This window comes from Nocardia aobensis NBRC 100429 (assembly GCF_000308375.1).
Classification (GTDB): Bacteria; Actinomycetota; Actinomycetes; order Mycobacteriales; family Mycobacteriaceae; genus Nocardia; species Nocardia aobensis.
Genome location: NZ_BAFQ01000209.1, coordinates 1 through 13,750 on the forward strand (window position 1 = coordinate 1; position 13,750 = coordinate 13,750).

Here is a 13,750-nt window from a genome sequence, read left to right on the forward strand (position 1 = left end):
TCGACATGCAACAGCCACCTGGCCACGAGACCGTTCTTACCGCACGGCACCGACAGCCGGTGGGACTTCGCAGGTAGTGCCTTGCGCCGACGCCGAAACAGAACTAAATTCTGGGTATGAAGATTCGAGATCGGTTGCTGCTGGCGGCCGAGCGGCAGTTCGCCGAGCACGGGACGCTCGACGCGACGCTGAGCCGGATCAGGGCCGACGCGGGAGCGAGCGTCGGCGCGCTGTACCACCACTTCCCGGACAAGGCCGATCTGTACCGCCAGGTGTGGGCCAATGCGCTGGCCGACTACCAGCGCACTTTCTGGGCGAGCATCGCCGACAGCACCGACGCCGAGAGCGGAGTCACCGCCGGAGTTACCGAGCATCTGCGCTGGGTCACCGAAAACCAGTACCGCGCAACAATTCTCATGTCACCGCGGCCCCCCGGAGTACGCGACAGCGACAGCAATCGGGAATTCCTCACCTCCGTCGCGCGCTGGTGGCGCACCCACGCCCGCTACGGCACGGTCCGAGACCTGGAATTCGACCTGCTGTACGCGCTGTGGCTGGGCCCGGCGCAGGAGTACTCGCGGCAGTGGGTGAGCGGCAGCATCCGCACCGCGCCGACCGATGTCGCCACGGATTTGGCCGCGGCGGCGTGGAAGTCGTTGCGTAACAACTGACAACTCCGACAAGCAGAGGACAGTGCAGATGGACGAGGTTACCGCGTCACCACCGCGACCGGCTGGTGTATCGACCGACAAGCTCACCGTGGAGCAGGCCCGCGCGGTGCTGGCCGCGCAGCCGTTCGCGCAGCACGTCGGCACCGAGATCACCGAGTTCGAGGGCGGTGCGGCCACTTTGGTGATCGACGTGGGTCCCGAGCACGCTCAGCAGTTCGGTTTCGTGCACGGCGGGGTGATGGCCTATCTGGCCGACAACGCGCTCACCTTCGCCGCCGGATCCGCGCTGGGCCCGAACGTACTGACCGGCGGCTTCACCGTCACCTACCTGCGCCCCGCGCGGGGCGGGCGGCTTCGCGCGCACGCGACGGTCACCGACGCCACCCGCCGCCAAGCCGTCACCCGCTGCGAGATCTATTGCGACAGCGATGGTTCCAGCACGATATGTGCCGTCGCGCAGGGCACGGTGCGCGTGGTCGAGCGAGCTCTGCCCACCAACGGATCACGTGAGCCGTAGGCGGGGATTACCGCGGGCGCACCGGCGGGGAACCCTTACGCCGCCGCACCGCACGTAGGATTTCGGCATCACGACCATGAGGATGTGCCGATGACCGAATCCCCGGACCGCCGCCCGGACATCGCCCGTGACCGGCCGGCCCCCACGGTACGCATCACCGACCACGAACGCGCCCAGGTCGAGCGGCTGCTGCGACTGGCTCTGAACGACGGCTCCCTCGATCTCGCCGAGCTCGACCGGCGCCTGGCCGTCGCCTACGCGGCGGACACCCGTGAGGAACTCGCCGCGGTCACCGCCGATCTGCCCGTGGCGGCCGCGCGCGAACCCCTGGTGCTGAGCACCGTCAGTGGTTCGCTACGCAAGGACGGCCAGTGGATCGTGCCCGCCGAGATCACCGTCTCCGCCGCCTCCGGTTCGGTGCGCCTGGACTTCACCGAGGCGATCTGCCCGCACGCCGTCGTGGACATGCACGTCGGAATCGCCTCCGGCAGTCTGCGATTGACCGTCCCGCGCGGCTGGCAGGTGGATCTGGACCGGGTGTCCTTCGTCAGCGGGAAGGCGAAGAACCGGGTGACCGAACCGCCGCTGCCGGGCTGTCCGACACTGCGCGTCGACGGATCGATCACCTCGGGCTCGATCCGAGTCCGCTACCCGAAACCACCCCGCCGCTCCTTCTGGGCTCGGTTGCTGCGCCGCCCTCGCCGGTGACCGAGCACGGCGAGCGGCAGACCGAAACACGGCGAGGGGCCGTTCACCCGAAAGGTGAACGGCCCCTCGACTCGTAACAGCCGGTCGTCCGGATCAGGCGCTCGCGGCGAAGGCCTGGTAGGCCGGTTCGGTGACCGGTTCGATGGCGTAGGCCAGGATGTCGGCCACGTCGGCGACGGGGCGGACGTCCAGGGCGGCCAGCACCTCGGCGGGGACCTCGTCCAGGTCCGGCTCGTTGCGGGCCGGGATGAACACGGTCTTCAGGCCGGCACGCTGGGCGGCGAGCAGCTTCTGCTTCACACCGCCGATCGGCAGCACCCGTCCGTTCAGCGTGACCTCACCGGTCATGCCGACATCCCCGCGCACCTGCCGGCCCAGGGCCAGCGACACCAGGGCGGTGACCATGGTGACACCCGCGGACGGACCGTCCTTGGGCACCGCACCGGCCGGGAAGTGGATGTGGATGTTGCGATCCAGCACCTTCGGCTCGATGCCGATCTCTTCCAGGTGCGAGCGCACATAGGTCAGTGCGATCTGCGCGGATTCCTTCATGACGTCACCCAGCTGACCGGTCAGGGTCAGCGAGCGTTCGCCGTCGGCGGCATTGGCCTCGATGTAGAGGACGTCGCCGCCGGCGCCGGTGACTGCCAAACCGGTCGCCACGCCGGGGACCGAGGTGCGTTCCACCGAATCGGGGGTGAAGCGCGGGCGGCCCAGGTAGTCCTTCAGATCACCCAGACCGATCACCAGTGACTCGGAACCTGCTGCGACACCGGCCTTTTCGCCGTAGCCGAGGGCGGGATCGTAGCCCAGGTCGATCACCGTGGCATCCGAATCACCGTCCGCGACCGTCTGCGCACCGATCTCGTCCTGCGACAACCGAGTCGCGGCCTTGCGCAAGGCCTTCGCGAGCAGTCGCTCCAACTGGCGCACACCGGCTTCCCGGGTGTAGTTGGCGGCGATCTCCCGCAGGGCCTCGTCGGTGAACGACACCTCCTCGGCGGTCAGCGCGTTCCGTTCCAGCTGCCGCGGCACCAGGAAGTCGCGGGCGATGGCCACCTTGTCGTCCTCGGTGTACCCGTCGACCGTGATCAGCTCCATGCGGTCCAGCAGCGGGCCGGGAATGGTCTCCATAACATTCGCGGTCGCGATGAACAGCACATCGGACAGATCCAGGTCCAGATCCAGGTAGTGGTCGCGGAAGGTGTGGTTCTGCGCCGGATCCAGCACCTCGAGCAGCGCGGCCGCCGGATCACCCCGGAAGTCGGAGCCGACCTTGTCGATCTCGTCCAGCAGGACAACGGGATTCATCGAACCCGCCTCCTTGATGGCACGCACGATCCGGCCCGGCAGGGCGCCGACATAGGTCCGCCGGTGACCGCGGATCTCGGCCTCGTCGCGCACACCGCCCAGGGCGACGCGCACGAACTTGCGGCCCAGGGCCCGCGCCACACTCTCACCCAGCGAGGTCTTACCGACACCGGGAGGTCCGGCCAGCACCATCACGGCACCGGAGCCACGACCGCCGACGACCTCCAGGCCACGTGCGGCCCGGCGGGCGCGCACGGCCAGGTATTCGACCATACGGTCCTTGACCTCTTCCAGACCGTGGTGGTCGGCGTCGAGTACCGCGCGGGCCGCCGAAACATCGGTGCTGTCGGTGGTTTTCACCGCCCACGGCAGATCCAGGACGGTATCCAGCCAGGTGCGGATCCAGCCCGATTCCGGACTTTGATCGCTGCTGCGCTCGAGCCGGTCGACCTCGCGCAGCGCGGCCTCGCGGACGTTGTCGGGCAGCTCGGCGGTCTCCACCCGGGTGCGGTAGTCGTCCGCGCCGTCGGGCTCGCCGTCGCCCAGTTCCTTGCGAATCGCGTTGAGCTGCTGACGCAGCAGGAATTCCCGCTGCGACTTCTCGACGCCCTCGCGCACATCCTCACTGATCTTCTCGGTGACCTCGACCTCGGCGATATGGTCCTTGGTCCACCCGATCAGCCGGGTCAGCCGCTCGGCGACATCGGGAGTGCCGAGCAGTTCGCGCTTCTGCTCATCGGTCAGATACGGCGCGTAGCCGGCGGTGTCGGCCAGGGCCGACGGATCGGTCAGCCGGTTGACCACGTCGATGACCTGCCAGGCCTCGCGACGCTGCAGCACCGACACGACCAACTGCTTGTATTCGGCGGCCAGTTCCTTCGTGTGCGCATCGGGTGCGGGGGTGTCGACCGGTTCGGCCTCCACCCACAGCGCGGCGCCCGGACCGGTGACTCCGTGCCCGATCCTCGCCCGCTGCTCGGCCTTCAGCACCGCGGCAGCGGCGCCACCGCGCATCCGGCCGACCTGTTCGATGGTCGCGATCACACCGTAGGCGGCGTAGCCCTCGTCCAGACGCGGTGCGAGCAGCACGGAGTCCGACTTCGCGGCCCGTGCGGCGTCGATGGCGGCCTGTGCGGATTCGTCGAGCTCGATGGGGACGACCATGCCCGGCAACACGACCGGATCGGTCAGAAACAGCACCGGCAGACGCTGTGGAGTACTCACAGATTCAGCCCCTTCCAAAGCATGCCCCGGATCCTGTGTTTCTTCGCCTCCAGGGTTGAGCGCTACCTACTCAACTACAGGGTGTGCCGAGTTGTTCCGACCCCTTGTTCACCGGCAGCGAACGAGGCGTGACCGGCGCCGGCCGCATCCGGGCCGACCTCGAGCGAAGGTCATTCGCGGGGGAGCCGGTGATTTAAACTCGACCGCGTGGCGATTCCCTCCCCGTCCGAACCGGCCCCGATCGGGGGCCGGCAGGCGCGGTGGCAAACGCACAACGACAATCGGCGGGGGCGGATCGTCGGGGCGTTGATCCAACTGCTGGAGGAGTCCGGCGGCGGCGAGATCTCGATGCAACAGATCGCGAAGCGGTCCGGATTGGCGAAATCCGTGGTCTATCGCCAGTTTTCGGGGCGCGACGAACTGGATCGGCGGGCTCGGAGCGTGATCGCCGAGCAGTTCGTCGATACCGTCGACGCGGCGCTGGACATCTGGGACGGATCGATTCATCGGATCCTGCATCGCACGGTCGCCGCGGTCGCGGACTGGCTCACCGAGCATGCGCGGCTGTACGACTTCGCACGCAGCGGGCCGGCGATGGGCGACCCCGACGATGTGGACGCGCTCAGCAGTATCAAGGCCACCATCGCGGCGCGGACCCGGCTGCTCGTGTCGAGCCTGGCGGGGGTGATCGGGGTGGTCGACGAGGCCACGGCCGACACGATGACCTTCGCCATCGTGTCGATGACCGAGGCGACCGTCGGCCGCTGGGCCCGCGATCCGGACCCCCTGCTGAGCCGCGAACAGCTGATCTCCGAGGTCGCCGGCTACGCCTGGAGCGTGCTCGACGGCGCGGCCCGCGCCCACGGGTTGACCCTGGACCCCGAACTGCCGCTGATCGAACTCATCAACGCACTGGCCGAGGGAGTCGACGACATCCCCTGATCGGGCGCGCCGAGTTTCGGCCGGTCAGGCCGCCAACCAGCCGACGAGAGAACCGACCACGGGCAGCCGCTCCGCCACCGCGGTCGCAGCGTTCCGCCGCTCGGGCTCACCGCGATACCTCGACGTATCACCGTCGACGTGCAGCAGTGTCCACAGCTTGCGCGTCACCGGATTCATCAAGCCGAGTTCGTCGGCGAGTTTGCGCATATCGCCGAAGTAGCCGGATAGGATCCGGCGCGAATTCGGGGACCGCCAGAAGGCGTCCTCGATCACCTCGCGTGGAATGTCGAATTCCTTCGCGAACGAGCGCGGTGGCGCCATGATCTCACCGGCCAGCCAGCGCATCGTGATCGGAAAAGCCAACGCGCACATCGCCTTACCGAACGGACTCATCCGCTCGATATGCGCCTTCAAGAACTCACCGGCGAAGGAGATGTGCCGGGCTTCCTCGGCGATGTGGATCTGCATGGTGCGCAGCACCGCCGGGGGCATCGACTCGCCCTCCCGGATGATCGCCTTCTGATAGTGGTCGATCGGCTCCTCACCACCGAGGATGCCGATGAACAGAATGGCGTGCGCGTAGCCGCCGGCCACGCCGATGAAAGGCGACAACGCGCGGAACAGCGGCCGCATCCCCGGGACGTCCACGCCGATCCGGTTGATCAACTCCTGGAACATCTGGATGTGGTTGCACTCTTCGGTCATCTCGTGCAGGCAGTAACGAAACTCCGGAGATCCGTTGGGGAGCTTCATGATGTACTGCATCATGCCGCGGATGAGGATGCTCTCGAAGGCGGCGCCGACCTTGATCACGTTGGCCGTGCGCCACTTTCCGATCTCGATCCTGCGCTCCAGCGGCAACGACTTGTACCAGTCGGTTCCGCCGAGCGGGTCGAGCTCCGGCGACAGCACCCATCTCGGATCGTCGGGATCGATCGCCAATTCCGGCGAATCCCAATCGATATCGAGATAGGGGTCGAAATTGCGATGGACCGACCCCTCGGACAGGATCGCCAGCATCTCCCGGTAGTCCGGGCCGAATATGTCGGTACGAATGGATTTCGACAGCGTCATCGATGTCTCCTCTGCTCCGCGGAACCCCCGCACCCGGTCGGCCCGGCGAGCGGGCTTCGCAGTGTGGCTCATCGGGCCTCCTAGCTCCCGGCCCCGAGGCTCGGCCCCGGCGGCGGTCGACACCCAGCAGGTGTGATCCTTCGAGGATATATGGGACTCGTAGTCCCACACAATCCCCGGAGCCCGGCGATTCGGACGGCGCCCGCGACCGCACCCTCCCGCAACTCCGGCCGAAACCGCGATGTCGATGCGATACTCGACCGGATTCGCCGCGCATCCGACATTGCGCTACCGCGCGGGGCCCGCGGGTCCGCCCGCCCGATCCACGAGGAGTAGCCCGACATGCTGGCCGCACGCCTTCACCTGGGACCGCAACGCCGACTGGAACTCGACGATGTGCCGACGCCGGAACCGGGTCCCGACCACGTCCTGATCAAGGTCGAAGCGGCGGGTGTCTGCCTGTCCGATGTCCATCTGATCGACGGGACGCTGACCCCGGTGATGCTCGCCGGTGACGTGGTGACGCTCGGCCACGAGGTCGCGGGCACGGTCCACACTCTCGGACCGGGTGTGACCGGCGCGAGAGTGGGGGACCGGGTGCTGCTGCAGGCGGGTGAACTGCGTGACGGCGCGGTGTTCACCCGTGGTGTCGACTACGACGGCGGGTGGGCGGAGTACACCCTGGCCCGGGTCGACACCCTGGTTCCCATTCCCGACGATCTGCCCTTCGAACAGGCCTGCTTCATCCCGGACGCGGTCTCCACGCCGTGGGCCGCGATCACGGCGACCGCTCAGGTGCGGCCCGCCGAACCGGTCGGCGTGTGGGGTGTGGGCGGACTCGGCGCGCACGGGGTGCAATTGCTGCGCATGGTCGGCGCGGCGCCCATCGTGGCGGTGGATCCGCTGCCCGCGGCGCGGGAACGGGCGCTCGGTTTCGGTGCGGATCTGGCCTTCGATCCGGCCGATCCCGAACTGCGGTCGCGGATCTTCGCCGCGACCGGCGGCGCCGGTTTGGCGGCCGCCTTCGATTTCGCCGGAGTGGCGGCGGTGCGCGAACAGGCCGTCACCTGCCTGGGGCCGGGTGGGCGGCTGGTGCTGGTCGGCCTGACCGACAAGCCGATCACGATCACCGGGGGTATCGGCTTCAGCTTCTTCCAGCAGCAATTGCGCGGACACTACGGATCGCAGCCCGAACATGTCACCGAACTGGTGGGGCTGCGGCGGCTGCATCGTCTCGATCTCGCCCGTTCGGTCAGCGCGGTGCTGCCGCTCTCGGAAGCCCCGGCCGCGGTGCGGGCGCTGGAATCCAAAGAGGGCAATCCGATTCGGCTCGTCCTGCGCCCCTGAACGGGGTGCGTTTGCCCCGCCGACCAGGGCAAGTGCCGCCCCGCCGCATTGACACCGTCAGGCCCCGGTGAGAATGTGGGGTCCCAGTCAACTCGCAAGTCCGCACGGCGCAAGGGGGATCCACGATGGCGGTAGTCGCCGGCGGTGTGTTCATCGACTGGGAACAACTGACCGGGCAGTCCAAATTCGTCGTGGACCTGATCACCTTCCCGATCTTCAGCGCGGTGGCCGGCTGGCTCACCAACTGGACCGGTGTGCTGATGTTGTTCTGGCCGTTGCAATTTCGCGGCGTCCGGATTCCGGGACTGAAGGTGCTGTATCCCTATTTCCCGCGCCGGGTGCAGGTGCTGCCGACGTTCTCCGGCGACGGTAAGCGGCTCGGCTTCCAGGGCTTCATTCCCGCCCGCGCGGAGAAGATGGCCAGCATCTGCGTGGATATGGCGATCATGCGGATCGGCAGCCCGCGCGATTTCATCCACGAATTGGATCTGGAAGGTATCGCCGACTACATCGCCGACCGCGCGCACGAACAGTTGCAGCAGATCGTCGACGATGTGATGTACCGGGAGAATCCGGAACTGTGGCGGGCCGTGCCGCGGCCGGCGAAACAGATTCTCTATCAGCGCATCGACCGTGAACTGCCGAAACTGTGCCGGCGCGGTTTCGAGCAACTCGGCGACAATGTCGACCAGCTCATCGATATCAAGAGTTTCGTCATCCGCTATCTGCAGGCCAATCCGGAGATCCTCAAGGATCTGACCACTACCATCGCCGCGCCGGAGCTGCGGTTCATGGTGCGGATCGGGTTGCTCGGCGCCCCATTCGGTGTCCTGCTGGCGCTGTATATGCATGTCCATCACGACATTCCGGTGATCGGGTGGATCCCGGGCTGGCTGGTGGTCCTGGCCGCGGCCGCCACCATCGGCGTGCTGGTGAACATGATCGCCATCAAGATGGTGTTCGAACCCGGCGATCCGCAGCCGCGCTACAAATACCTCTGGCGGCAGGCGCTGCTGGCCAAGCGGCAACCGCAGGCCGCCGACGACCTCGCCCAGATTCTGGCCTACCAGGTGCTGACCCTGCCGAATCTGGCGGCCGAACTGCTGGACGGTCCCAACGGGGACAAGACCCGCCAGTTGGTGGAACATCTGATCGCCGACGAGATCCGCACCCAACTGGGACCCACGCGCTCGGTGGTGCGCGCGGCCTTCGGTGCGCGGCAGTTCGACAATCTGCAGGTCGGCGCGGCCGGGGCCGCGGTGAGCCTGGCGCCGAGCCTGGTGCAGGACGAGGCCTTCGCCCTGGACCAGGCCAAGAAGATCGACGAATTCGCGGCGCGCAAGCTCAAACAGCTCACGCCGGGCGAGTTCATGGAGATGTTCTACGCCTCGGTCGAACAGGACGCCTGGCTGTTGTATCTGCACGGCGCGGCACTGGGCCTGGTGGTGGGTGCGGTGCACCTGCTGATCTTCGGTTGGTGAAAAATACAAGCACGCGTGCTTGCATTTTTTCAGGGGCGTTGCCATGCTTTCGGTCATGGCTGACCTAGAGGCGCTGCTCGACGACTTCGAGGCCGAATGCGCGGACCTGGACCGTCTCGTCGCGCCGCTGGATCCGGCCGGCTGGACGCGGGAGACGCCCGCCCCGGGCTGGACCATCGCACACCAGATCGCCCACCTGACCTGGACCGACGAGGTATCGACGATCGCGGCCACCGATGCCGCGGCGTTCGCCGAGCTGCTGCGCGAGGCGACCGCCACGATCGCCACGTTCGTCGACGACGCCGCCGCCGAGGTGGCGCGCACACCGGCGCCCGAACTGCTGGAACGGTGGCGTCGCGGCCGGGCCGGCTTGGCGCAGGCGCTGCGCGCGGTGCCCGCCGGCACGAAGTTGCCCTGGTTCGGTCCGCCGATGAGCCCGATGTCGATGGTGAGCGCACGGTTGATGGAGACCTGGGCGCACGGTCAGGATGTCGCCGATGCGCTGGGCGCGGAACGGACGCCGACGGCGCGACTGCGCAATATCGCCCATATCGGCGTGCGGACTCGCGATTTCGCCTACACCGTGCACGGTCGCCAGGCACCCGCGGAACCGTTCCGAGTCGAGCTCACCGCACCGGACGGGTCGGTCTGGAGCTGGGGCCCGGAGGATGCCGCGCAGCGCGTGAGCGGGTCGGCGTCGGACTTCTGCCTGCTGGTGACGCAGCGCCGGCATCGTGACGATCTCCCGCTGGTGGCCACTGGAAGCGACGCCGCGGAATGGTTGACGATCGCGCAGGCCTTCGCCGGACCCCCGGGATCGGGGCGCGAAGTGGGCCAGTTCGCCTGAAGATGTGCGCCTGAAGACTTGCGCCTGAAGAACTTCGGATAGAGCGGGCGAGCGCCGACTCAGGGTGCGACGTGCTTGTGGCCGACCGGACGCCGTTGGCCGGAGGACTTCGAGATCGCATCTCGAAGTTGACGCTCGCCAGCTTTGTCGGGTTACCCGGCGTCGTTCCGGCGCAAACCTGCGCGGCCGTCGGCCGTAGGCGGCGCACCGGCGCCCTCCGGACGATGTGAACAGCGGTTTTCACGCCGCTTCGCCCGCTGTTGTGATCTTGACCGCAGGGCCTCGGAATCCCCTGTCGACAGGCAGTAACCTGGACGTGCGTACGACTTTCAACGGTGCGGGTCGACAACGAGGGGAACCAGGGGAGAGGGAAGGACGCACCGCTATGGCTCAGTCCGCGCAGTCCCGGTCCACCGGCCAAATTCTGCAACACACCGCCGTCGTATTCGCCGGAATGGCGAGTATCGGCCTGACCGTCGCCGCCGGTACCTACATCGTCAACCAGATCGGCGGTTCCGGCCTGCCGGGCGTCATCGGTTCCGGCGAACGAGGCGACACCATCGTCCCGGCACCCGACACCCACCGATCCGAGGCGTCACCGAGCAGCACACCCACCACCGGGTCGTGGCGCCCGGCCGCCGAATCCCGTCGCCTGCCGCTCCTCGCGGCCGATGACGCGACAGCGCCGGTGCACATCGTGCCCGGACCGGCGGACCGCTCACCGAGCATCGACACGGCACCCGCGAGTTCCCGTCCGGGCGGCGTCGGGGGACGCCTGAACCTCACGGGCGAAACCTACGTCGGGGCGAATCTGTCCAGGACACAACAGCATTCGTTCGCCGTCACCCTCGACACGAATGTGCCGGCCGCCTTGGGCGCGAACGGCTCCCCGGACCCTCGGCAGGGCACCGCACAGGATGCGGTGACCCAATTCCGCACCGACGTCGACGTGCACAGTGGTGAGTTCAGCGTCGCGATGAGCGATCCCCTGCTGGGCCGCCACGACGTACAGGTCCAGCGGCACGCGCGCCCGGCTCCGGTGCCCACGTCCGGTCCGGAGCAGATTCCCGCGGACCACACCGGCGGTCCGGCCGCCGATTCCGCGGAGGCGGCAGTGATTCCGGCAGCGCCGGATTCCACGTCGGCATAGCGTTTCGACATCCTCCCGGCCGGGTACCGTCAAGGTGCCCGGCCGGTTGTCGTCTGTGCCCGCTCCCGTCGAGCACACTCGAAACGTACTGGTCGTTTGCCGCATTTGTCCTCGTCAGCGGATATCCGCCACTCGGCGCGCGGGCCGCACGTTATTCCCCGGTAACCGTTTAATAAAGAGGAATTCTGTAGTACTTTTGGGGCAAGCGTGGAACAGGGAGGGCCTATGGGCCACATCAGGTACGCGAGCGACGTCGGGGCTCCGGTGGAGGTCGCATTCACGTACACCGACAACCATCTGTTCGTCCCGGATTGGATGTTCGGTATCGCAACGTTCGAACCGGTCGGCGAAGCCGGCCACGGACCCGGTGCGGTCTATGCGGCGACGTTCCGGCTCGGGCTGTGGCATCCCACGGTCGACTGTGAGATCACCGAATACCGCCGCAACGCGGTCATCGGGTACACCCTGCGCAGGCGCCGGCCGGGGAAGGTGGCGCCTGCGCAGGACCCGGAAGCGGCCCCCGCGCTCGCGACGCTGACCCTGCGATTCGATCCGCTCGGGTACGGCCGGTCGGTGCTGACCTCGGAGGCCGAGTACCCGCCGGCGCACGGCTGGCCGGCCCGCCCGGCCGCCAAGGCCATCGATGCGCTGGCCAAGGCGGCGGTCCGTCGTAGCGAGACGCAATTGCGCAGGGAGATCGAGGAATTCCACGGCACGGATCTTGTCGGCCGGATTGCGTAGGGTACCGGTCATGATCATCGTGAGCACCGACGGATCCTGCCTGCGCAATCCTGGCGGCGCCATCGGCTGGGCGTGGGTCAATCATCAGGGCACTTCGGCCAGCGCCGGCGCGGCCTCCGGCACCAACCAGGTGGCCGAGCTACGCGCGGTACTGGAGGCGATTCGCGCGCATCCGGGCCCCGAACCGCTGTTCATCGAGAGCGATTCGCTGTACGCGATCAAATGCGCGTCGGAATGGCTACCCAGCTGGCGCCTCAACGGCTGGCGCACCGCCACCGGCAGCGCGGTGAAGAATGTGGAACTCGTCCAGTGGATCGATCACGCGATCGCCACCCGGCCGGGTCCGGTGCGTTTCCGCTGGGTGCGCGGGCATGTCGGCAACTACTACAACGAACAGGCCGACAAACTTGCCGGGGAGGCCGCCCGCGCCGCCGCGGGCCGGGCCGATGCGACCCCGAACGGCATCGTCGATCTCCCGCCGCTGCCTTCCGCGGTTCGCCCCGCCACCGCACCCGCCGAGACGATGTCCGACACCGCCGCGACGACGCCGCTGACGGTCGTCGTCACCGACAAGCCGGTGCCGAAACGCGGACGCGCGACAGCCGAAACCGCGGACGCCCTCACCCTTTTCTGACCGGGCACGCGTCAGACCAACCGAATGGCTTCCGGCGGTGGTGGGTCGGCCCACCGCCGGAGGCGCCCGGTTGCTACCACCTCGGTGGCGTGCTCACAGCCGGATCACCGGGACGAACGCGTTCCGGCCCCGCGACGGAAACCGTCACGGGGCCGGAAAGTGTTGTCCTGTAACCGGGTTCAGTTACCCGGCTGCGGAGCCGGTGCGGGCTGCGCCCCACCGTTGGCCTGCGGGCTGGTACCCGGAGCCGCCTGCGGCGCACCCGGGGCCGGGCCGGAGGGGCCCATACCCTTGGTGACCGGCGAGTCGAACTTCGCGACCAGCCACTTGCCGTCGTGCTTCTCCATCTGGGCCACGCCCGGGATGGTCAGCTTGTCCGGCTGCGGAACGGCCTGGTTGGTCTGCTCCTGCGTGATCACCAGCACCACGTTGGCCTGGCTGTCGTTGCCGGACTCCCACGCGCAGTGGATCTCGTCCAGCTTCGACTTGGCCTGCACGCTGACCATGGCCTGCTTCAGCGTGTCCGAGGCGCCGCTGAAGAACTTGCCCCACTCACCCGTAGAAAGATCGTTGACGCTCTTGAAGTAGGCGTCGAGATCCTTCGAGTCGTAGCTGGCCACGGCCTTGCCGAAATCGCACGCCGCCTTGGTCGAATCATCGCGCGCGGCGAGCTGATCCTCGCGGTTGTCGGCCTTCAGATAGAAGACCACCACCGCGGTGACCGCGGCCACCAGCAGCACGCCCGCGGCGAAGGCCGCCACGATCGGCACCCACGGAGTGCTCTTCCCGGAGGAGGGCGCACTGGCCGGGGCAGGGGCCGCCGACTTGACGGTCGCCGCATCGGCCGCGGCCGGCCCTGGGGTCTCGAGCTTCACCGTCTTGTCCGCATCGCCCGCCTTCGCGGTATCGGCACCCTTATCGGCGGCAACCGACGAGTCCGATTCGAACTTGACCGTTGCGTCCGCGGCGGTGCTGTCTTGCGCCGAGTCGACCTTCTCGGTCGACGCGGCATCGTTGTTCGCCTTGTCCTTGGCGGTGTCGTCATCGGACATGAATCGATCTGTCACCTTCCCGGCATGTGGAAACCACGCCGTATGTTTCGG

13 protein-coding genes are annotated in these 13,750 nt (G+C 67.7%); 10 read left to right on the forward strand and 3 right to left on the reverse strand.

Annotation, left to right across the window (positions count from 1 at the left end; all coding sequences use genetic code 11):
• Nucleotides 1–116 precede the first annotated feature (116 nt).
• The 3 genes from RJ03_RS27000 (at nt 117) to RJ03_RS35235 (ending at nt 1,896) form a co-directional block, all read left to right on the forward strand.
• On the forward strand, nt 117–671 hold the full coding sequence (locus tag RJ03_RS27000; RefSeq protein ID WP_036507319.1) for a TetR/AcrR family transcriptional regulator: 555 nt from the start codon (nt 117–119) through the stop codon (nt 669–671).
• Between the two features lie 28 nt (nt 672–699).
• Entirely contained in the window at nt 700–1,188 is a 489-nt protein-coding gene (locus RJ03_RS27005) for a PaaI family thioesterase (protein WP_063014383.1), read from the forward strand.
• Nucleotides 1,189–1,278: 90 nt separating this feature from the next.
• Nucleotides 1,279–1,896 carry a DUF1707 SHOCT-like domain-containing protein gene (locus RJ03_RS35235; RefSeq protein ID WP_051025300.1) on the forward strand — a complete coding sequence of 206 codons (618 nt, stop codon included), beginning with the start codon at nt 1,279–1,281 and terminating at the stop codon, nt 1,894–1,896.
• A 93-nt stretch (nt 1,897–1,989) separates the two neighbouring features.
• Here the strand turns inward: RJ03_RS35235 and lon are convergent, their stop codons facing one another.
• The gene (gene lon, locus RJ03_RS27015; RefSeq protein WP_051025304.1) at nt 1,990–4,371 is read right to left on the reverse strand and encodes an endopeptidase La; all 2,382 of its coding nucleotides are present in this window, start codon (nt 4,369–4,371) and stop codon (nt 1,990–1,992) included.
• A gap of 267 nt (nt 4,372–4,638) precedes the next feature.
• Here lon and RJ03_RS27020 point away from each other — a divergent pair, with 267 nt between their 5' ends.
• Nucleotides 4,639–5,373, forward strand: a complete 735-nt coding sequence (locus RJ03_RS27020; RefSeq protein WP_051025301.1) for a TetR/AcrR family transcriptional regulator — start codon at nt 4,639–4,641, stop codon at nt 5,371–5,373.
• Nucleotides 5,374–5,397: 24 nt separating this feature from the next.
• Here the strand turns inward: RJ03_RS27020 and RJ03_RS27025 are convergent, their stop codons facing one another.
• Nucleotides 5,398–6,447 (reverse strand): AurF N-oxygenase family protein, encoded by a 1,050-nt coding sequence (locus tag RJ03_RS27025; RefSeq protein ID WP_051025302.1) that lies wholly within the window; start codon nt 6,445–6,447, stop codon nt 5,398–5,400.
• Between the two features lie 342 nt (nt 6,448–6,789).
• On the opposite strand from RJ03_RS27025, the gene RJ03_RS27030 reads away from it, so the two are divergent.
• The 6 genes from RJ03_RS27030 (at nt 6,790) to RJ03_RS27055 (ending at nt 12,647) form a co-directional block, all read left to right on the forward strand.
• Nucleotides 6,790–7,794: a zinc-binding dehydrogenase gene (locus RJ03_RS27030; RefSeq protein ID WP_036507327.1), complete on the forward strand. Its 1,005-nt coding sequence runs from the start codon at nt 6,790–6,792 to the stop codon at nt 7,792–7,794.
• Between the two features lie 125 nt (nt 7,795–7,919).
• A complete protein-coding gene (locus tag RJ03_RS27035) occupies nt 7,920–9,275 on the forward strand; it encodes a DUF445 domain-containing protein (protein WP_036507330.1) in 1,356 nt (451 codons plus the stop codon).
• A gap of 55 nt (nt 9,276–9,330) precedes the next feature.
• Nucleotides 9,331–10,122: a TIGR03084 family metal-binding protein gene (locus RJ03_RS27040; RefSeq protein ID WP_036507333.1), complete on the forward strand. Its 792-nt coding sequence runs from the start codon at nt 9,331–9,333 to the stop codon at nt 10,120–10,122.
• Nucleotides 10,123–10,507: 385 nt separating this feature from the next.
• Nucleotides 10,508–11,272 (forward strand): hypothetical protein, encoded by a 765-nt coding sequence (locus tag RJ03_RS27045; RefSeq protein ID WP_036507337.1) that lies wholly within the window; start codon nt 10,508–10,510, stop codon nt 11,270–11,272.
• A 225-nt stretch (nt 11,273–11,497) separates the two neighbouring features.
• Nucleotides 11,498–12,013 (forward strand): SRPBCC family protein, encoded by a 516-nt coding sequence (locus RJ03_RS27050; RefSeq protein ID WP_036507340.1) that lies wholly within the window; start codon nt 11,498–11,500, stop codon nt 12,011–12,013.
• 10 nt (nt 12,014–12,023) lie between these two features.
• Nucleotides 12,024–12,647 carry a ribonuclease H family protein gene (locus RJ03_RS27055; protein WP_036507342.1) on the forward strand — a complete coding sequence of 208 codons (624 nt, stop codon included), beginning with the start codon at nt 12,024–12,026 and terminating at the stop codon, nt 12,645–12,647.
• 179 nt (nt 12,648–12,826) lie between these two features.
• Here RJ03_RS27055 and RJ03_RS27060 read toward each other — a convergent pair whose 3' ends face one another.
• Nucleotides 12,827–13,699: a hypothetical protein gene (locus tag RJ03_RS27060; protein ID WP_051025303.1), complete on the reverse strand. Its 873-nt coding sequence runs from the start codon at nt 13,697–13,699 to the stop codon at nt 12,827–12,829.
• Between the last annotated feature and the right edge of the window lie 51 nt (nt 13,700–13,750).